29 protein-coding genes are annotated in these 16,313 nt (G+C 63.8%); all 29 read right to left on the bottom strand.

Going from position 1 to position 16,313, the window contains the following annotated elements; genetic code table 11:
- Nucleotides 1-23 precede the first annotated feature (23 nt).
- Nucleotides 24-1,037, bottom strand: coding sequence for an NAD-dependent epimerase/dehydratase family protein (locus BLQ76_RS20100; protein ID WP_090676923.1), 1,014 nt, complete (start codon nucleotides 1,035-1,037; stop codon nucleotides 24-26).
- 90 nt (nucleotides 1,038-1,127) lie between these two features.
- Complete coding sequence (gene rplQ / locus BLQ76_RS20095) at nucleotides 1,128-1,550, bottom strand: 50S ribosomal protein L17 (RefSeq protein ID WP_090676921.1); 423 nt, start codon at nucleotides 1,548-1,550, stop codon at nucleotides 1,128-1,130.
- Between the two features lie 144 nt (nucleotides 1,551-1,694).
- Complete coding sequence (locus BLQ76_RS20090; protein ID WP_090676919.1) at nucleotides 1,695-2,714, bottom strand: DNA-directed RNA polymerase subunit alpha; 1,020 nt, start codon at nucleotides 2,712-2,714, stop codon at nucleotides 1,695-1,697.
- Between the two features lie 142 nt (nucleotides 2,715-2,856).
- Nucleotides 2,857-3,246 (bottom strand): 30S ribosomal protein S11, encoded by a 390-nt coding sequence (gene rpsK / locus BLQ76_RS20085; protein WP_060601060.1) that lies wholly within the window; start codon nucleotides 3,244-3,246, stop codon nucleotides 2,857-2,859.
- A 103-nt stretch (nucleotides 3,247-3,349) separates the two neighbouring features.
- Nucleotides 3,350-3,718, bottom strand: coding sequence for a 30S ribosomal protein S13 (rpsM, locus tag BLQ76_RS20080; protein WP_090676917.1), 369 nt, complete (start codon nucleotides 3,716-3,718; stop codon nucleotides 3,350-3,352).
- A 198-nt stretch (nucleotides 3,719-3,916) separates the two neighbouring features.
- Nucleotides 3,917-4,510 carry an adenylate kinase gene (locus BLQ76_RS20075; protein ID WP_090676915.1) on the bottom strand — a complete coding sequence of 198 codons (594 nt, stop codon included), beginning with the start codon at nucleotides 4,508-4,510 and terminating at the stop codon, nucleotides 3,917-3,919.
- On the bottom strand, nucleotides 4,507-5,850 hold the full coding sequence (gene secY / locus BLQ76_RS20070; RefSeq protein WP_090676913.1) for a preprotein translocase subunit SecY: 1,344 nt from the start codon (nucleotides 5,848-5,850) through the stop codon (nucleotides 4,507-4,509). The genes BLQ76_RS20075 and secY overlap by 4 nt, the downstream gene beginning before the upstream one ends.
- Nucleotides 5,851-6,085: 235 nt before the next feature.
- Nucleotides 6,086-6,565, bottom strand: coding sequence for a 50S ribosomal protein L15 (rplO, locus tag BLQ76_RS20065; protein ID WP_090676912.1), 480 nt, complete (start codon nucleotides 6,563-6,565; stop codon nucleotides 6,086-6,088).
- 15 nt (nucleotides 6,566-6,580) lie between these two features.
- Nucleotides 6,581-6,784, bottom strand: coding sequence for a 50S ribosomal protein L30 (gene rpmD, locus BLQ76_RS20060; RefSeq protein ID WP_090676910.1), 204 nt, complete (start codon nucleotides 6,782-6,784; stop codon nucleotides 6,581-6,583).
- A gap of 73 nt (nucleotides 6,785-6,857) precedes the next feature.
- On the bottom strand, nucleotides 6,858-7,409 hold the full coding sequence (gene rpsE, locus BLQ76_RS20055) for a 30S ribosomal protein S5 (RefSeq protein ID WP_062016722.1): 552 nt from the start codon (nucleotides 7,407-7,409) through the stop codon (nucleotides 6,858-6,860).
- Between the two features lie 153 nt (nucleotides 7,410-7,562).
- Nucleotides 7,563-7,925 (bottom strand): 50S ribosomal protein L18, encoded by a 363-nt coding sequence (gene rplR, locus BLQ76_RS20050; RefSeq protein WP_090676909.1) that lies wholly within the window; start codon nucleotides 7,923-7,925, stop codon nucleotides 7,563-7,565.
- A gap of 10 nt (nucleotides 7,926-7,935) precedes the next feature.
- Entirely contained in the window at nucleotides 7,936-8,469 is a 534-nt protein-coding gene (gene rplF, locus BLQ76_RS20045; protein WP_090676907.1) for a 50S ribosomal protein L6, read from the bottom strand.
- A 38-nt stretch (nucleotides 8,470-8,507) separates the two neighbouring features.
- Complete coding sequence (gene rpsH / locus BLQ76_RS20040) at nucleotides 8,508-8,906, bottom strand: 30S ribosomal protein S8 (protein ID WP_090676905.1); 399 nt, start codon at nucleotides 8,904-8,906, stop codon at nucleotides 8,508-8,510.
- A gap of 12 nt (nucleotides 8,907-8,918) precedes the next feature.
- Nucleotides 8,919-9,224, bottom strand: a complete 306-nt coding sequence (gene rpsN, locus BLQ76_RS20035) for a 30S ribosomal protein S14 (protein ID WP_090676904.1) — start codon at nucleotides 9,222-9,224, stop codon at nucleotides 8,919-8,921.
- A 21-nt stretch (nucleotides 9,225-9,245) separates the two neighbouring features.
- Nucleotides 9,246-9,806 (bottom strand): 50S ribosomal protein L5, encoded by a 561-nt coding sequence (rplE, locus tag BLQ76_RS20030; protein WP_090676902.1) that lies wholly within the window; start codon nucleotides 9,804-9,806, stop codon nucleotides 9,246-9,248.
- Nucleotides 9,799-10,122, bottom strand: coding sequence for a 50S ribosomal protein L24 (gene rplX, locus BLQ76_RS20025; RefSeq protein ID WP_090676901.1), 324 nt, complete (start codon nucleotides 10,120-10,122; stop codon nucleotides 9,799-9,801). The genes rplE and rplX overlap by 8 nt, the downstream gene beginning before the upstream one ends.
- 12 nt (nucleotides 10,123-10,134) lie before the next feature.
- A complete protein-coding gene (rplN, locus tag BLQ76_RS20020; RefSeq protein ID WP_055885514.1) occupies nucleotides 10,135-10,503 on the bottom strand; it encodes a 50S ribosomal protein L14 in 369 nt (122 codons plus the stop codon).
- A gap of 68 nt (nucleotides 10,504-10,571) precedes the next feature.
- Nucleotides 10,572-10,817: a 30S ribosomal protein S17 gene (gene rpsQ / locus BLQ76_RS20015; protein WP_090676899.1), complete on the bottom strand. Its 246-nt coding sequence runs from the start codon at nucleotides 10,815-10,817 to the stop codon at nucleotides 10,572-10,574.
- 15 nt (nucleotides 10,818-10,832) lie between these two features.
- The gene (gene rpmC / locus BLQ76_RS20010) at nucleotides 10,833-11,033 is read right to left on the bottom strand and encodes a 50S ribosomal protein L29 (protein WP_062016707.1); all 201 of its coding nucleotides are present in this window, start codon (nucleotides 11,031-11,033) and stop codon (nucleotides 10,833-10,835) included.
- Nucleotides 11,034-11,045: 12 nt separating this feature from the next.
- Nucleotides 11,046-11,459, bottom strand: a complete 414-nt coding sequence (gene rplP, locus BLQ76_RS20005) for a 50S ribosomal protein L16 (protein ID WP_062016705.1) — start codon at nucleotides 11,457-11,459, stop codon at nucleotides 11,046-11,048.
- A 25-nt stretch (nucleotides 11,460-11,484) separates the two neighbouring features.
- On the bottom strand, nucleotides 11,485-12,207 hold the full coding sequence (gene rpsC, locus BLQ76_RS20000) for a 30S ribosomal protein S3 (protein ID WP_090676898.1): 723 nt from the start codon (nucleotides 12,205-12,207) through the stop codon (nucleotides 11,485-11,487).
- On the bottom strand, nucleotides 12,207-12,593 hold the full coding sequence (gene rplV, locus BLQ76_RS19995) for a 50S ribosomal protein L22 (RefSeq protein WP_062016701.1): 387 nt from the start codon (nucleotides 12,591-12,593) through the stop codon (nucleotides 12,207-12,209). Before rplV ends, rpsC begins: the two co-directional genes overlap by 1 nt.
- 2 nt (nucleotides 12,594-12,595) lie before the next feature.
- Nucleotides 12,596-12,874, bottom strand: coding sequence for a 30S ribosomal protein S19 (rpsS, locus tag BLQ76_RS19990; RefSeq protein ID WP_061936381.1), 279 nt, complete (start codon nucleotides 12,872-12,874; stop codon nucleotides 12,596-12,598).
- An 11-nt stretch (nucleotides 12,875-12,885) separates the two neighbouring features.
- Nucleotides 12,886-13,722 (bottom strand): 50S ribosomal protein L2, encoded by an 837-nt coding sequence (gene rplB / locus BLQ76_RS19985; RefSeq protein WP_090676896.1) that lies wholly within the window; start codon nucleotides 13,720-13,722, stop codon nucleotides 12,886-12,888.
- Nucleotides 13,723-13,748: 26 nt separating this feature from the next.
- On the bottom strand, nucleotides 13,749-14,042 hold the full coding sequence (locus BLQ76_RS19980; protein ID WP_062016697.1) for a 50S ribosomal protein L23: 294 nt from the start codon (nucleotides 14,040-14,042) through the stop codon (nucleotides 13,749-13,751).
- Entirely contained in the window at nucleotides 14,039-14,659 is a 621-nt protein-coding gene (gene rplD / locus BLQ76_RS19975; RefSeq protein WP_090676895.1) for a 50S ribosomal protein L4, read from the bottom strand. The genes BLQ76_RS19980 and rplD overlap by 4 nt, the downstream gene beginning before the upstream one ends.
- Complete coding sequence (gene rplC, locus BLQ76_RS19970; RefSeq protein ID WP_090676893.1) at nucleotides 14,659-15,369, bottom strand: 50S ribosomal protein L3; 711 nt, start codon at nucleotides 15,367-15,369, stop codon at nucleotides 14,659-14,661. The genes rplD and rplC overlap by 1 nt, the downstream gene beginning before the upstream one ends.
- 64 nt (nucleotides 15,370-15,433) lie before the next feature.
- Nucleotides 15,434-15,742 carry a 30S ribosomal protein S10 gene (gene rpsJ, locus BLQ76_RS19965; RefSeq protein WP_006205468.1) on the bottom strand — a complete coding sequence of 103 codons (309 nt, stop codon included), beginning with the start codon at nucleotides 15,740-15,742 and terminating at the stop codon, nucleotides 15,434-15,436.
- 164 nt (nucleotides 15,743-15,906) lie between these two features.
- The coding region (locus BLQ76_RS19960) for an EF-Tu C-terminal domain-related protein (RefSeq protein ID WP_139184076.1) at nucleotides 15,907-16,313 on the bottom strand (407 nt) is incomplete at its 5' end.

Here is a 16,313-nt window from a genome sequence, read left to right as displayed (position 1 = left end):
GCCTTTAGGTTTCGACGACAGTATCAAGACCGTCCATACTGCATGATACTCTCAACGAGATCCTGCACCGCGACTTCCGGCGACCGTGGAGTTATTCCCAACAGTTCGCGAAGCGGGGTCGTATCCAACGACTTGATACGATCGACTTCTTCCGCCAGCATCGCCAATGGTGGCACGACACGCGCTCCGGCTCGCACCAAGCCGGATGGGATCGGCAACGGCGCAAACCCCAACGCTCCCGGATTGGCGGCTCGAGCCGTTGCGGCGACCGAGCGGAGCGTTCGCTCGCCTCCGCTGACGATGAACCGACGTCGGGCCGCCTCGGGATGAGGCATCGCTCTCACATGCGCGGTCGCCACATCACGGACATCCGCGATGCCGAAGGTCACGTCCGGCAGGAAGGGGATACGACGACGCGCCATCCAGTCGACAAGCATCGCCGACGTACCCAGCACGCTGTCGAGCGCCGGTCCGAAGACGAGTGCCGGGTTGACCGTAGCCAGGGATAGACCGTGCTCGCGGCTGAAGGCCCAGGCCGCTTCCTCGGCAACGGTCTTCGAGACCGCATAAGGCGAAATCGCGTCGCTCTCGATTCGCGAGACGTCCTGTTCCCCGAAGACCCGTGCGTCGTCTCGGGGGTAACCATAGAAGACCGCGGCCACCGAAGAGGTCACGACAACCCGTTCACATCCGGCTTCGCGAGCGGCCTTGAGCGCTCGCAGGGTTCCGTCGCGTGCAGCCGGCACGAGGGCGAACTTGCCGCGTGGCTGACGACCCGGGAACGGCGATGCCGTGTGCAGCACATAGCGGCAATCCCGCGCAGCGATTTGCCAGCCTGCCTCCTGCGCCAGATCGAGTTCGATCGGTTCGAACAACTCGGGATCACATCCGTGGCGACGCAGTACGGCACGAACCTCGTCCGCCTTCGATGCGCTTCGAACCGATCCACGAACGGCGACACCATCGCGCACGAGCTGCAGCACGATGTGCTTCGCGATGAAACCGGACGCTCCGGTGACGAGGACGCGGTCCGTCATATCGATCCTCCGTTGGGTCCTGAACGAACGATCGGAAACGAAAAAGGGGCCCAGCGGGCCCCTTCACATTCGGTTACGATCGAGGATCGATCAGGCGGCATCCTGCTCGCCGGCCGCCTCGGTACGGGCGCGATCGACCGCGCCACGCGCGTCGACATCGCGGTCCACGAACTCGATCACCGCCAGCGGAGCGTTGTCACCACGACGGAAGCCGGCCTTCAGAACGCGCGTGTAGCCGCCGTTGCGGCCGGCGTAGCGCGGCGCAAGCGTATCGAAGAGCTTCTTGATGACCGTCTCGTCCCGCACGCGGCTGATGGCCTCGCGACGTGCATGGAGGTCACCGCGCTTGCCAAGCGTGATCATCTTCTCGACGATCGGACGCAGGTCCTTCGCCTTCGGCAACGTTGTGACGATCTGCTCGTGCTCGATGAGCGAGGCGACCATATTGGCGAACATTGCCTTGCGGTGCTCGTGGGTGCGGTTGAGCTTACGACCGCGATTTCCGTGACGCATGGGTCTTCTCCTTGAAAAGGTCCGGCCGGGGCCGGGGACGGCATCCTCGCAATCCCGCAAACACGGGCGCATGTGCCTTTGAATCTTATGGGGCAGTCTTGCTGCCCGGCGGCTCGTCGCCGTCGGGCAGCCCGTCGAATGGGATCAGTACTGATCCTCGTAGCGCTTGGCCAGATCGTCGATGTTCTCCGGCGGCCAGGCGCTGACCTCCATGCCGAGGTGCAGACCCATGGAGGCCAGAACCTCCTTGATCTCGTTCAGCGACTTGCGCCCGAAGTTCGGGGTGCGCAGCATCTCCGCCTCGGTCTTCTGGATCAGATCGCCGATATAAACGATGTTGTCGTTCTTCAGGCAGTTGGCCGAACGCACCGAAAGCTCGAGCTCGTCGACCTTCTTGAGCAGCGCCGGATTGAACGCGAGTTCGGCGATGTGCTCCTCGGCGCCACGCGTCTCACGCTGCGGCTCCTCGAAGTTCACGAACACCGACAGCTGGTCCTGCAGGATGCGCGCAGCGTAGGCCACAGCATCCTCGCCGGTGATGGAGCCGTCGGTGACGATCTCCATGGTCAGCTTGTCCTTGTTGAGGTCCTGGCCCTCGCGCGTGTTCTCGACGCGATAGGAGACCTTCTTGACCGGCGAAAAGAGCGCATCGACCGGGATCAGGCCGATCGGTGCATCCTCGGCCCGGCTTTGGTCCGCGGGCACATAGCCCTTACCGGTGTTGACCGTGAACTCCATGCGGATCTCGGCACCGTCGTCCAACGTGCAGATCTCATGGTCCGGATTCAGGATCTCGATGTCGCCGACGGTCTGGATGTCACCAGCCGTGACGACCCCCGGGCCGGACTTGCGCAGGACCATCCGCTTCGGGCCTTCGCCCTGCATGCCGATGGCGATTTCCTTGATGTTGAGGACGATGTCGGTCACGTCCTCGCGCACGCCGGCGATCGAGGAGAACTCATGCAGCACGCCGTCGATCTGAACGGCCGTCACCGCCGCACCCTGCAGCGAGGAGAGAAGGACGCGGCGTAGCGCGTTGCCGAGCGTCAGGCCGAAGCCGCGCTCCAGTGGCTCGGCGACCAGCGACGCCTTGGTACGGCTTCCACCGCTCTTGAAAACGACCTGGTTGGGCTTGGTCAGGTCCTGCCAGTTGCTCGCGATCATCGCGCTTGCCTTTCAGCTGCCTCGCCACCATCCAATCGTGGCGATAGGTCTGAGGGAAGAATCGGCTTCCCGAACTACGGCGAAAGCCGCGCTGCCCGATCGGGGCAGCGCGGCCAAAGGTCATGCGGCCCGAAAGCCGGCGTCAGACGCGGCGCTTCTTGCGCGGGCGAACGCCGTTGTGCGGGATCGGGGTGACGTCGCGGATCGACGTGATCGTGAAGCCCGCAGCCTGCAACGCGCGCAGAGCAGACTCACGTCCCGACCCGGGGCCCGACACCTCGACCTCGAGCGTGCGCATGCCGTGCTCCTGCGCCTTCTTGGCCGCATCCTCGGCCGCGATCTGAGCGGCGAAGGGTGTCGACTTGCGCGAGCCCTTGAAGCCCTGCGCGCCCGCCGACGACCAGGCGATGGCATTGCCCTGCGCATCAGTGATCGTGATCAGCGTGTTGTTGAAGGAGGAGTTCACGTGGGCGACGCCGGACGTGATGTTCTTGCGCTCGCGACGGCGAACGCGCTGGGCTTCCTTGGCCATGTTCTATCCTGTTCGATCTCGACACCGCCGTAATTCCGGCGGCTCCACCAGCCCGGACCGCGGCCCGGGCTTACATACGACAGCCGCCTCGCAGCTGCCGGACTTACTTCTTCTTGCCGGCGATCGCCTTGGCCGGACCCTTGCGGGTACGAGCGTTCGTGTGCGTGCGCTGACCGCGGACCGGCAGGCCGCGACGGTGACGCAGGCCACGGTAGCAACCGAGATCCATCAGCCGCTTGATGTTCATCGAGGTTTCGCGACGCAGGTCGCCCTCGACCCGGTAGTCGCGGTCGATAATCTCGCGGATCTGCAGGACTTCGGCGTCCGACAAATCGTTGACGCGACGCTCGGCGGACAGGCGAACCTTGTCCATGATCTCCTGCGCGAAGCGCGGGCCGATGCCGTGAATGTACTGCAGCGCGACGACGACGCGCTTGTTGGTTGGAATATTGACGCCAGCGATACGGGCCAAGTTCGTTCTCCTCTGGTCGTGGATCCGCCACGACGCATTCTTGCGGGAGCTGGTCGAGCAAGACCGCTCCCTGAAACGACGGAGGGCCGGCGCCAGACGCACCCAATGGCACGCCCGCCAACCCATCCGCCATGACGCGATTTGGAACGCTCCTTATAGGAGTCGCACTCTATCCGTCAATCCCGCCGCCAGATCCGCTCAGACGCGAACGTCGATGGCCAAGGCAGACTCGATCTGCCGGGTGACGTCGTCGATCGGGGCCATCCCGTCGATCGCATGCGAGAGCCCGCGTTGCCGATAGTAGGGAACGACGGCGGCGGTCAGTTGCCGAAACTCCTGCAGGCGACGCCGGAAGACATCCGGGGTGTCGTCCTTCCGGACAGGCTTCCCCGCCGCCAGCGTTTCCGCCGCTCGCTTCTCGATCCGGGAAACAAGAGCGTCCTCGTCGACCTGGAATTCCAGAACGGCATCGATCTTCAGTCCCTTGCGGGACAGGAGATCGTCCAAGGCCTCGGCCTGCGGCACCGTGCGAGGAAACCCATCCAGAATGAATCCGCCCTTCGCATCGTTCTCGGCGATGCGATCGGCGACGATGCCGATGACGACCTCGTCCGGTACCAGCTGTCCCGCATCCATGATCGCCTGCGCGCGGCGTCCGATATCGGTCTGACGCGCAACCGCCTCGCGCAACATGTCGCCGGTCGAGAGCTGCGGTATCCCGTGCCGATCGATCAGCCGTTGGGCCTGGGTCCCCTTCCCCGCACCCGGCGGGCCCAGAAGTATCAGTCTCATCTCACTCCCCGTCTGCCGCCGCGCAGCTTGGCCTTCTTCACGAGGCCCTCGTACTGATGGGCCAACAGGTGACCCTGAATCTGCGCCACCGTGTCCATCGTGACCGAAACCACGATCAGAAGCGAGGTGCCACCGAGATAGAATGGAATACCAGCGGCCGAAATCAGGATTTCGGGCAGGAGGCAGATGACCACAAGGTAGATCGCGCCGACGACCGTGATGCGCGTCAGGACATAATCGATGTAGTCGGCGGTGCGCTCACCAGGCCGGATGCCGGGAATGAAGCCACCATGCTTCTTCAGGTTGTCGGCCGTATCCTTCGGGTTGAACACAATGGCCGTGTAGAAGAAGGCGAAGAAAGCGATCATCGCCGCGTACAGGATCATATACAACGGCTGGCCATGACCCAGCGACGCGATGATGGCGGTCGCCCAGCCCGGGAGATTGCTGGTGTCCGAGAAGTTCGCGACCGTCACCGGCAGCAGCAGGAGCGAGGACGCGAAGATCGGGGGGATCACGCCCGCCGTGTTGAGCTTGAGCGGCAGGTGCGAGGTGTCGCCCTGGAACATACGGTTGCCGACTTGGCGCTTCGGGTACTGGATCAGAAGCTTTCGCTGCGCGCGTTCGAAGAAGACGACGCCCGCGATACACGCGACCACAACGACGATCACCAGGAGGATGATGGCCGTGGACAGCGCGCCGGTTCTTCCAAGTTCGAGGAGTTGCGCAATCGCCGCCGGAAGGTTCGCCGCGATGCCGGCGAAGATGATCAGCGAGATACCGTTGCCGATGCCGCGCGCCGTGATCTGCTCGCCCAGCCACATCAGGAACATCGTCCCGCCGACCAGCGTGATGACGCTTGAGATGATGAAGAATGTGCCGGGGTTGGTCACGATGTTGCTGGCGGACTGAAGCCCGGCCGCAATGCCGTAGGCCTGGACCGTTGCGAGCAGCACCGTGCCGTAGCGCGTGTACTGGTTGATGACCTTGCGTCCCTGCTCACCCTCCTTCTTCAAGGTCTCAAGCGACGGGATCACCGACGTCATCAGCTGAATGATGATCGAAGCGGAGATGTAGGGCATGATTCCGAGAGCGAAGATCGCCAAGCGACCGACCGCACCGCCGGAGAACATGTTGAACAGGCCGAGGATACCAGTCGACTGCTGCTGGAACGCTTGGGCCAGCGCTTGCGGATCGATACCGGGCATCGGCACGTAGGTACCGAGGCGGTAGACCAGAAGCGCGCCTAGCGTGAACCAGATGCGCTTCTTGAGGTCCTCGGCCTTCGAGAAGGCCGCGAAGTTGAGGTTCGCGGCAAGTTGTTCCGCTGCCGATGCCATGGTCGAAATCTCTCCGGGTTGCCCCTCAAGCGCGTCGGCGCACGCCGTCCGTCCAGGACATGCGGGCACGAGTCAACGACGCGCAGCGTAGCTACTCTAGAACGTCCTGCCGGGACGAAACACAAGCAAAATCGCGATTGACGGCCGAGAAGGCCGACCGCATCGAACACGAAAAAGGCCGCTCGACCGTTTCCGGTGAGCGGCCTGTCATCTTCAACCGAAGCCGATGGGCCGATCAGGCCTCATCCGCACTCGTGGTCGCGGGAACCGTCAGCGTTCCACCCGCCTTCTCGACCTTCTCGATAGCGGCGCGCGAGGCACCCTCGACCGAGATGGTCAGCTTGCGCGACACGTCGCCATCCGACAGCACGCGGACGCCGTCGCGCGCGCGCCGGATGATGCCCGCGGCCTTCAGCGCAGCGCCGTCGATCGTCGCGTTTGCGTCCAGCTTCCCGGCCGCTACGGCTTCCTCGATACGCGCCAGCGACACGATGTTGTAGTCCTTCGCGAACGTGTTCACGAAGCCACGCTTGGGCAGACGCCGGTAGAGCGGCATCTGACCGCCCTCGAAACCGTTGATGGCAACGCCCGAGCGCGCCTTCTGACCCTTCACACCGCGTCCGCCGGTCTTGCCGGAACCCGAACCGATGCCGCGCCCCAAGCGCTTGCGCGAGTGGGTGGCGCCCGCCTTGTCGGCGATCTCGTTGAGCTTCATCTGATGTCTCCCGGTTTACTGGCCGTCGACGACGCGCACGAGGTGGCTGACCTTGCGGATCATGCCACGCACGGCCGGCGTGTCTTCCAGCGTGCGAACGCGGTGCAACTTGTTGAGACCGAGACCAACCAGCGTCTGACGCTGATCGGCAGGGCGGCGAAGTGGGCTACCGATCTGCTCGACGGTGACGGTCTTGCCCGTGGGGTGATTGTCGGCCATGGCGCGACTCCTGATCCTCTAGTTCCTACGCGAGGCGAGCGGGCGGGACCCATGCCCCACCCTGCTGCAAACCTCAGTCCTCGGCGCCAACCAGGTCGCGACGACGCGCCTGAAGGGTCGAGTACTTGATGCCGCGACGAGCCGCGACGTCCTTGGGGTGCATCTGACCCTTCAGAGCGTCGAACGTGGCGCGCACCATGTTGTAGGGGTTGGAGGAGCCAAGCGACTTGGCGACGACATCGTGCATGCCGACCGCCTCGAAGACGGCGCGCATCGGACCACCGGCGATGATACCGGTACCGGCCTCCGCCGTGCGCAGGATCACCTTGCCCGCGCCGTGACGACCGTGCACATCGTGATGAAGCGTACGCCCATCGCGCAGCGGCACGAAGATCAGGTCCCGCTTGGCAGCTTCGGTCGCCTTGCGGATCGCTTCCGGCACTTCGCGAGCCTTGCCGTGGCCGAAGCCGACGCGGCCCTTCAGGTCGCCGACGACGACGAGCGCGGCGAAGCCGAAGCGACGTCCGCCCTTCACGACCTTCGCGACGCGGTTGATGTGAACGAGCTTGTCGACGAAGCCGTCGTCGCGCTCTTCGCGGTCATTGCGTTCGTTACGAGGCGCCATATCCTATCCTTGTTCTTTTCCGGTGGCGTCTGGGAATGCCGAGCGTCTCGTTGGACGCGGCGGCGCGCTTAAAGCACAAAAGGCGGAGCAGGTGAACCCGCTTCGCCGATTTCGCGCCGATCGATCTCCGGGACGCCGCAGCGCCCCAGCAGATCAGAAGTTGAGGCCGCCCTCGCGAGCCGCCTCGGCAACCGCCTTGATGCGGCCGTGGTAGATGAAGGCGCCGCGATCGAACACGACGTCGGTCACCCCGGCTTCCCTGGCGCGCTCCGCGAGGAGCTTGCCAACCGCCGACGCGGCGCCGACGTCGGCGCCCGTCTTGAGGCTCGTACGCAGAGAGGCGTCGAGCGTCGAAGCGGCCGCGAGCGTGCGGCCTTCGGCGTCGTCGATGACCTGCGCGTAAATGTTCTTCGACGAGCGGTGCACCGACAGGCGCGGACGCCCGTTCGCGACTGCCTTGAGTGAACGGCGAACGCGGTTGGCGCGGCGCCGGGTGAGTTCCTTCTGGGTAGCCATCGCCGTCGCCTTACTTCTTCTTGCCTTCCTTACGGACGATCTTCTCGCCCGCGTACTTCACACCCTTGCCCTTGTAGGGCTCGGGACCGCGATACTCGCGGATTTCGGCTGCCACCTGCCCGACCTGCTGCTTATCGATGCCGGTGATGACGATCTCGGTCGGACGCGGAACGGTGATCTGGATACCGTCCGGGATCGGGTAGAGGACGTCGTGGCTGAAGCCGAGAGCGAGCTGCAGGTTCTTCCCCTGCATGGCCGCACGATAACCGACGCCGCTGATCTCGAGACGCTTCTCGAAACCGTCCTTCACACCCAACAGGATGTTGACGATCATCGTGCGACTCATGCCCCACTTCGAGCGAGCGTCCTTCGAGTCGTCGCGAGGATCGACCTTGATCGATCCCTCTTCCATCTTCACCAGGACTTCATCGTTCACAACGAACGACAGCTCGCCCTTGGGACCCTTCGCCTTGACCGTCTGACCGTCGACTGAGGCGGTCACGCCCGCCGGCACGCTGACCGGCTTCTTACCAATACGAGACATGGGAAACCTGCTTCTGTTCGCTAGAGATCAGTACCGCGTCAGAAGACGCGGCACAGGATCTCGCCGCCGACGTTCTGCTCACGCGCGGCATGATCGGCCATCACGCCCTTCGGCGTAGACAGAACCGAGATGCCGAGGCCGTTGGCGACGTGCGGAATGGTCTTGGCCGAGACATAGACGCGGCGACCTGGCTTGGAGACGCGGCTGATCTCGCGGATCACCGAGGCGCCTTCGTAGTACTTGAGCTCAATCGAGAACTCGGCGGTGCCGTTCTCGAACTTCGTCTCCGTGTAACCACGAATGTAGCCCTCGTCCTTCAGGACGTCGAGCACGCGAGCCCGCAACTTCGAAGCAGGAGTCGCAACGGTGTTCTTGTTGCGCTGCATCGCATTGCGGATGCGGGTCAGCATATCGCCGAGAGGATCGGACAGTGCCATGTGCGTGTCTCCTTACCAGCTCGACTTGACGATGCCGGGGATCTGCCCGGTGTTGCCGAGGTCGCGCAGGGCGATACGGCTCATCTTCAGCTTGCGGTAGTAGGCGCGCGGACGGCCCGTCACTTCGCAGCGGTTACGAACACGCACCGCTGCGGAGTTGCGGGGCAACTCGGCGAGCTGAAGCTGAGCGCGGAAGCGCTCCTCCATCGTCGCGTCCTGGTTCGTCGTCACCGCCTTCAGCGCCTCGCGCTTGGCAGCGTACTTCGCCACCAGCTTCTGGCGACGCTTGTTCTTCTCGATGGCGCTCTTCTTGGCCATAACGTTTCCTTTCGCCTGCCGTTACTGGCGGAACGGGAAGTTCAGCGCCTTGAGCAGTGCTCGCGCCTCATCGTCCGTCTGTGCCGTCGTACACACGATGATGTCCATGCCCCACATCTGATCAACCTTGTCGTAGTTGATCTCGGGGAACACAATGTGCTCCTTGATGCCCATGGCGAAGTTGCCACGGCCGTCAAAGCTCTTGGGGTTCAAGCCGCGGAAGTCGCGAACGCGCGGCAGCGCGATCTGAACCAGGCGATCGACGAACTCCCACATCCGATCCTTGCGAAGGGTGACCTTCGCGCCGATCGGCATGTTCTCGCGGACCTTGAAGCCAGCGATCGAGTTGCGCGCGCGGGTGATGACCGGCTTCTGGCCGGCGATTCGCGCGAGGTCTTCGGCTGCGACGGTCGGCTTCTTGGAGTCGCCGGTGGCCTCACCGACGCCCATGTTGATGACGACCTTATCGAGGCGCGGCACCTGCATCTCGTTGGAGTACTTGAACTCCTCGAGCAGCTTGGCGCGGATCTCGCTGTTGTAGACCGCCTTTAGACGCGGCGTGTAGGTAGCGGCTTCAGCCATCGATCTGTTCTCCGGAACGCTTGGCGAAGCGAACCTTCTTCGCGTTCTCGCCCTCGCCGACGACCTTGAACCCGACGCGGGTCGGCTTCCCGTCCTTCGGGTCGGCGACCGAAAGGTTCGACAGATGGATCGGCGCCTCCTTCGAGACGATACCGGCCTCCTGGCTGGCGGTCTGGCGCTGGTGCTTCTTCACCAGGTTGACGCCCTGAACGACAGCCTTGTCCTCCTTCGGCATCACCTGGAGAACCTTGCCCGACTGGCCCTTGTCCTTGCCGGCGAGTACGACGACGTTGTCGCCCTTCTTGATCTTCTGCATCCGTCCGGCTCCTTACAGCACTTCCGGGGCCAGCGAAATGATCTTCATGTGGTTCCGGCCGCGCAGTTCGCGCGGAACGGGTCCGAAGATACGTGTGCCGACCGGCTCCTTCTTGTTGTCGATCAGCACGGCCGCATTACGGTCGAAGCGGATCACCGAGCCATCGGGCCGACGGATGTCCTTGGCGGTACGAACCACCACGGCCTTCATCACGTCACCCTTCTTCACGCGGCCGCGCGGAATAGCCTCCTTGATCGAGACGACGATGATGTCGCCGACCGAGGCATACTTCCGCTTCGAGCCGCCCAGCACCTTGATGCACATGACACGACGTGCACCGGAATTATCCGCCACATCGAGGTTTGTTTGCATCTGAATCATGTCAGGCCGCCTTCAAATCACGAGCCGCCAGGGGGCGCGATCGTCCGCGCCGCACCCGGCTGTTGGTTCTATTGAGCCGCTGCCTGAGCAGCGACGACGATCCAGGTCTTATCCTTCGAGATCGGCTTCGTCTCCTCGATGGAGACGGCGTCGCCGACCTTGTACTGGTTGGTCTCGTCGTGCGCCTTGTACTTCTTGGACCGACGAACGGTCTTCTTGAAGAGAGGATGCGTGAAGCGACGCTCCACGAGCACGACGACCGTCTTGTCATTCTTATCGGAGACCACAGTCCCCTGCAAAACGCGTTTCGGCATAGTTGTCTCTTACCTTCAGGCCTTGGTTGCCGTCGCCTTCTGGCGGGCGACCGTCTTGATCCGGGCGATATCACGGCGGATCTCGCGAACACGCGACGTGTTCTCGAGCTGGCCGGTGGCGCCCTGGAAGCGAAGGTTGAACTGCTCCTTCTTGAGCTTCGTCAGCTCGGCGGTCAGTTCGTCCTGGGACTTCGTGGTGAGATCGGAGGCTTTCATCGTCTCGTCTCCTTACTCGGCGATGCGCGCGATGAAGCGCGTGCGGATCGGCAGCTTGGCGGCACCCAGACGAAGCGCCTCGCGGGCGACGTCCTCGGCCACGCCGTCGATCTCGAACATGATACGACCGGGGGCGACACGGGCCGCCCAGTACTCGATCGCGCCCTTGCCCTTACCCATGCGGACTTCGGTGGGCTTGGCGGTGACCGGGAGATCCGGGAAGATCCGGATCCACACGCGGCCCTGACGCTTCATCTGGCGAGTGATCGCGCGGCGAGCCGCCTCGATCTGACGAGCGGTGACCCGCTCGGGCTCCAGAGCCTTCAAACCGAAGGTCCCGTAGCTGAGAACCGCACCGGCCTTCGTCGCTCCGTGGATACGCCCCTTGAACGCCTTGCGGAACTTGGTGCGCTTTGGCTGCAACATCTCGTTCTACCTCAATCCCGCCCGATCAGGCGTGCTCACGCTCGCGTTCGCGACGACGGTTGTTGCCGCCACCCGACGCATCGCCCTCAACCGCGCGGCGCTCGGACGCCATCGGGTCATGCTCCAGGATCTCGCCCTTGAAGATCCACACCTTGACGCCGCAGACGCCATAAGCGGTGTGGGCCTCGGCCGTACCGTAATCCACGTCCGCGCGCAACGTGTGAAGCGGAACGCGACCCTCGCGATACCACTCCATGCGAGCGATTTCCGCTCCACCGAGACGACCACCGCAGTTGATCCGGATGCCCTCAGCTCCCAGACGCATCGCCGACTGAACCGAACGCTTCATCGCGCGGCGGAACGCAATACGGCGCTCGAGCTGCTGCGCGATTGACTGCGCGACCAGCGTGGCGTCCGTCTCGGGCTTGCGGACCTCGACGATGTTGATGTGCGTCTCTGCCTTGGTCATCGCGGACAGCTTCTTGCGAAGCTTCTCGATGTCGGCACCCTTCTTGCCGATCACGATGCCCGGGCGCGCCGAGTGGATCGTGATGCGGCACTTCTTGTGGGGGCGCTCGATGACGATCTTGGAGACCGCAGCCTGCTTCAGCTCCGCGAGCAGGTACTTGCGGATCGCAAGGTCCTCATGGAGCAGCTGACCGTACTCGCCCGTGTTGGCGAACCAGCGGGAGTCCCACGTCCGGTTGATGCCAAGACGAAGGCCGATCGGATTGACTTTCTGACCCATTACGCGGCCTCCTCTTCAGCCTTCTCGCGGACGATGATCGTCAGGTGCGAGAAGGGCTTCTCGACCCGGCTCGCGCGACCACGGCCCCGGGCGTGGAAACGCTTCATGGTGATCGACTTGCCGACGAAGGCCTCGGCGACGACGAGTGCGTCGACGTCGAGGTCATGATTGTTCTCGGCGTTGGCGATCGCGCTCTCCAACGTCTTCTTCACCGTCTCGGCGATGCGCTTGCGCGAGAATGTCAGATCGGCCAGAGCGCGATCGACCTTCTTGCCGCGGATCAGCTGCGCGACGAGGTTCAGTTTCTGCGGGCTGACGCGGATCGTACGGGCGACTGCCTTCGCCTCGTTGTCCTTCAGTACGCGCTCGGCCTTCGCCTTGCCCATGATTACTTCCTCTTCGCCTTCTTGTCGGCGCCGTGGCCGTAATAAGTGCGGGTGGGCGAGAACTCGCCGAACTTGTGTCCGACCATGTCCTCGTTCACCGAGACCGGGATGTGCTTGTTGCCGTTGTAGACGCCGAACGTCAAACCGACGAACTGCGGCAGGATGGTGGAGCGACGGCTCCAGATCTTGATCACCTCGTTGCGGCCACCCGAGCGGACCTTCTCTGCCTTCTTCAGCAGGTAGCCATCAACGAACGGACCCTTCCAGACGGAACGTGTCATGGTGGTTCTCCTTACTTCTTACGCTGATGGCGCGAGCGGGCGATGAACTTGTCGGTCGACTTGTTCTGACGCGTGCGCTTGCCCTTCGTCGGCTTGCCCCAAGGCGTGACCGGGTGACGGCCACCCGAGGTGCGACCTTCACCGCCACCGTGCGGGTGGTCGACCGGGTTCATCGCGACGCCGCGAACGTGCGGGCGACGACCGAGCCAGACCGAGCGACCGGCCTTGCCGAGGTTGATGTTGCCATGGTCAGGGTTCGACACGGCACCGACGGTGGCCAGGCACGAGCTCGGCACGAGGCGCTGCTCGCCCGAGTTCAGTCGCAGGATCGCCATCCCGCTATCGCGACCGACGAGCTGCGCGTAGGCACCGGCCGAACGAGCGATCTGTCCACCCTTCATCGGCTTCATCTCCACATTGTGGATGATGGTGCCGACCGGCATGGTCGAGAGCGGCATCGCGTTGCCAGGCTTCACGTCGATACCCGACAGTCCCGACACGACCTTGTCTCCAGCCGCCAGGCGCTGCGGCGCCAGGATGTAGGCGAGTTCGCCGTCCTCGTAGCGGATAAGCGCGATGAAGGCGGTGCGGTTCGGGTCGTACTCGAGCCGCTCCACCGTGCCGACCGCGTCGAACTTACGACGCTTGAAGTCGATCACGCGGTACGTGCGCTTGTGACCGCCACCCTGGTAGCGGGCCGTGATGCGACCGGTATTGTTGCGACCGCCCTTCTGCGTCAGACCCTCGGTCAACTGCTTGACCGGCTTGCCCTTCCACAGACCCGAGCGATCGACGAGCACGAGCTGGCGCGTGCTCGGGGTGATCGGGTTGAAACTCTTCAGTGCCATGATCTTCTATCCTCGCGGCGCTGCGGTCAGAGACCGGTCGAGACGTCGATGGACTGGCCCTCGGCCAGCGTCACGATCGCCTTCTTCTGGTCGCTCTGGCGCCCGAGACGCCCCTTGAAGCGCTTGAGCTTACCCTTGCGGATCAGCGTGTTCACGCCGGTCACCTTTACACCGAACAGAGCCTCGACGGCCGCCTTGATCTGCGGCTTGGTCGCGGTCTTCGGAACGTTGAAGACGACCTGATTGTGCTCGGAGACCAGCGTCGACTTTTCAGTGATGACCGGACTCGTGATGACGTCGTAATGGCGAAGGTCGCTCACTTGAACCGCTCCTCGAGGGCGTCGACCGCCGCCTTCGACAGAACGAGCGTCTGGCGACGGAGGATGTCGTAAACGTTGATGCCCTGGATCGGCAGGACGTCGATATTCGGGATGTTGCGCGCGGAACGGGCGAAGTTCTCGTTCACCTCGGCACCGCCGATGATCAGCGCATTGGTGAGGCCCAGTCCCGTGAACTGCGACAGCGTCGCCTTGGTCTTGCCCTCAGCCGACGTCAGGTCGTCGATCACAAGGATCGCACCGGACTTCGCCTTGGCCGACAGGGCATGTCGCAGAGCGAGCGCACGAACCTTCTTGGGCAGGTCATGCGCATGGCTGCGCGAAACCGGACCATGGGCCTTGCCGCCGCCGCGGAACTGCGGGGCGCGGGCCGAACCGTGACGAGCGCGACCGGTGCCCTTCTGTTTGTAGAGCTTGGCACCCGTGCGGGCGATCTCGGCGCGGCCGAGCGTCTGATGCGTGCCCTGCTGTCGCTTGGCCAACTGGTAGCGGACCATACGCTGAAGGATATCCTCGCGCGGCTCCAAACCGAAGATGGCGTCGTTCAGCGTGACCGAACCGGCTTCACCGCCGGAAAGCGTCTTGATGGTGATGTCCATTACTCGGCTCCCTCGGCGGCGGCGGAGGCATTGGCCGCCTGGCGCAGGGCGGCAGGCTTCGGCGCGTTGTCGGGAAGCTTCGCCTTCACGGCGTCGCGAACGTAGATCCAGCCGCCCTTCGACCCCGGGACGGCGCCGCGGATGAGGATGAGACCCTTCTCGGCATCCGTGCGGACGACTTCCAGGTTCTGGGTCGTGACGCGGGTCTGACCCATGTGACCGGCCATCTTCTTGTTCTTGAAGACCTTGCCGGGATCCTGGCGCTGACCGGTCGAACCGTGCGAGCGGTGCGAGACAGATACGCCGTGCGTGGCCCGCAGACCACCGAAGTTGTGGCGCTTGATCGCACCGGCGAAGCCCTTACCGATCGTCGTGCCGGTGACGTCCACCAGCTGGCCAGCGACGAAGTGCTCGGCCGTGATCTCGGCGCCGACGTCCACGAGGTTGTCCTCGGTGACGCGGAACTCGGCGACCTTGCGCTTGGGCTCGACCGAGGCCTGCGCGAAGACGCCGCGCATGGACTTGGTCGTGTTCTTGACCTTGGCGAGGCCGACGCCGAGCTGCAGCGCCGTGTAACCGTTCTTTTCCTCGGTCCGCTGACCGACGACCTGGAGGTTCTCGATCTTGAGAACCGTGACCGGCACGTGCTCACCCGCATCGTTGTAGATGCGAGTCATGCCGACCTTCTGTGCAATGACACCTGAACGCATATGTCGTTCTTCCTTCAGAGGAACCTTAAGAGCCCTTACGGGTCCGTTCGGTTCATGTCGCTCCTTAGAGCTTGATCTCGACATCGACGCCTGCGGCGAGGTCGAGCTTCATCAGAGCGTCGACCGTCTGCGGGGTCGGGTCGACGATGTCGAGAAGGCGCTTGTGGGTGCGCATCTCGAACTGCTCACGCGACTTCTTGTCGACGTGGGGCGAGCGGTTCACGGTGAACTTCTCGATGCGCGTCGGCAGCGGGATCGGCCCGCGCACGTTGGCGCCGGTCCGCTTCGCCGTGGAAACGATTTCGCGCGTGGAAGCGTCGAGAACCCGGTGGTCGAACGCCTTCAGGCGGATGCGGATATTCTGGCCGTTCATTGCGTACGTCCTCTCGTCGGAGATCTACCGGATGGCCGGTGCTTTCCGAGCGCTTGAAACTTGTCTCAGCCGACTCAAACGGGCCGCTGAGGAAGCGACCCAACCGCCCTCGACTTGGAGGGCAAGATTGGCGCGACACGAGTGTGTCGCGCCAAGCCAGCAATTTACTCGACGATGCTCGCGACGATACCGGCGCCGACGGTGCGACCGCCCTCGCGGATGGCGAAGCGCAGCTTTTCCTCCATCGCGATCGGAACGATCAGCTTGACGTCCATCGTCACGTTGTCGCCCGGCATCACCATCTCGGTGCCCTCGGGCAGCGTGACCACGCCCGTCACGTCCGTCGTGCGGAAGTAGAACTGCGGACGGTAGTTCGTGAAGAACGGCGTGTGGCGGCCGCCCTCCTCCTTGGTCAGGATGTAGGCCTCGGCCATGAAGCGCGTGTGCGGCTTCACCGAACCCGGCTTGCACAGAACCTGGCCGCGCTCCACGCCCTCGCGGTCCACGCCGCGAACGAGAGCCCCGATGTTGTCGCCCGCCTGGCCCTGGTCCAGCAGCTTGCGGAACATCT

The sequence above is a fragment of the Aureimonas jatrophae genome (assembly GCF_900104035.1).
GTDB lineage: Bacteria > Pseudomonadota > Alphaproteobacteria > Rhizobiales > Rhizobiaceae > Aureimonas > Aureimonas jatrophae.
This window is presented reverse-complemented; position numbering and strand designations above follow the sequence as displayed.

Bases quoted from the DNA above. Each gene is read 5' to 3' on its own strand.
- rplN (WP_055885514.1), bottom strand. From the start codon at position 10,503: ATGATTCAGATGCAAACAAACCTCGATGTGGCGGATAATTCCGGTGCA.
- rpsH (WP_090676905.1), bottom strand. From the start codon at position 8,906: ATGGCACTGTCCGATCCTCTCGGCGATATGCTGACCCGCATCCGCAAT.
- BLQ76_RS20100 (WP_090676923.1), bottom strand. From the start codon at position 1,037: ATGACGGACCGCGTCCTCGTCACCGGAGCGTCCGGTTTCATCGCGAAG.
- BLQ76_RS20075 (WP_090676915.1), bottom strand. From the start codon at position 4,510: ATGAGACTGATACTTCTGGGCCCGCCGGGTGCGGGGAAGGGGACCCAG.
- rpsK (WP_060601060.1), bottom strand. From the start codon at position 3,246: ATGGCCAAGGAAGCCCAGCGCGTTCGCCGTCGCGAGCGCAAGAACATC.
- rpsQ (WP_090676899.1), bottom strand. From the start codon at position 10,817: ATGCCGAAACGCGTTTTGCAGGGGACTGTGGTCTCCGATAAGAATGAC.
- rplR (WP_090676909.1), bottom strand. From the start codon at position 7,925: ATGGCTACCCAGAAGGAACTCACCCGGCGCCGCGCCAACCGCGTTCGC.
- rplF (WP_090676907.1), bottom strand. From the start codon at position 8,469: ATGTCTCGTATTGGTAAGAAGCCGGTCAGCGTGCCGGCGGGCGTGACC.
- secY (WP_090676913.1), bottom strand. From the start codon at position 5,850: ATGGCATCGGCAGCGGAACAACTTGCCGCGAACCTCAACTTCGCGGCC.
- rpmD (WP_090676910.1), bottom strand. From the start codon at position 6,784: ATGGCCGACAATCACCCCACGGGCAAGACCGTCACCGTCGAGCAGATC.
- rpmC (WP_062016707.1), bottom strand. From the start codon at position 11,033: ATGAAAGCCTCCGATCTCACCACGAAGTCCCAGGACGAACTGACCGCC.
- rplP (WP_062016705.1), bottom strand. From the start codon at position 11,459: ATGTTGCAGCCAAAGCGCACCAAGTTCCGCAAGGCGTTCAAGGGGCGT.
- rpsE (WP_062016722.1), bottom strand. From the start codon at position 7,409: ATGGCGCCTCGTAACGAACGCAATGACCGCGAAGAGCGCGACGACGGC.
- rplQ (WP_090676921.1), bottom strand. From the start codon at position 1,550: ATGCGTCACGGAAATCGCGGTCGTAAGCTCAACCGCACCCACGAGCAC.
- BLQ76_RS20090 (WP_090676919.1), bottom strand. From the start codon at position 2,714: ATGATCGCGAGCAACTGGCAGGACCTGACCAAGCCCAACCAGGTCGTT.
- rplC (WP_090676893.1), bottom strand. From the start codon at position 15,369: ATGCGTTCAGGTGTCATTGCACAGAAGGTCGGCATGACTCGCATCTAC.
- rplX (WP_090676901.1), bottom strand. From the start codon at position 10,122: ATGCAGAAGATCAAGAAGGGCGACAACGTCGTCGTACTCGCCGGCAAG.
- rplO (WP_090676912.1), bottom strand. From the start codon at position 6,565: ATGAAGCTCAACGAGATCGCCGACAAGGCGGGCGCCACCCACTCGCGC.
- rpsN (WP_090676904.1), bottom strand. From the start codon at position 9,224: ATGGCCAAGAAGAGCGCCATCGAGAAGAACAAGCGTCGCCAGAAGCTG.
- rpsJ (WP_006205468.1), bottom strand. From the start codon at position 15,742: ATGAACGGCCAGAATATCCGCATCCGCCTGAAGGCGTTCGACCACCGG.
- rplV (WP_062016701.1), bottom strand. From the start codon at position 12,593: ATGGGCAAGGCGAAGGCCGAGCGCGTACTGAAGGACAACGAGGCGAAG.
- rpsC (WP_090676898.1), bottom strand. From the start codon at position 12,207: ATGGGTCAGAAAGTCAATCCGATCGGCCTTCGTCTTGGCATCAACCGG.
- rplD (WP_090676895.1), bottom strand. From the start codon at position 14,659: ATGGACATCACCATCAAGACGCTTTCCGGCGGTGAAGCCGGTTCGGTC.
- rplB (WP_090676896.1), bottom strand. From the start codon at position 13,722: ATGGCACTGAAGAGTTTCAACCCGATCACCCCGAGCACGCGCCAGCTC.
- rpsS (WP_061936381.1), bottom strand. From the start codon at position 12,874: ATGACACGTTCCGTCTGGAAGGGTCCGTTCGTTGATGGCTACCTGCTG.
- rplE (WP_090676902.1), bottom strand. From the start codon at position 9,806: ATGGCTGAAGCCGCTACCTACACGCCGCGTCTAAAGGCGGTCTACAAC.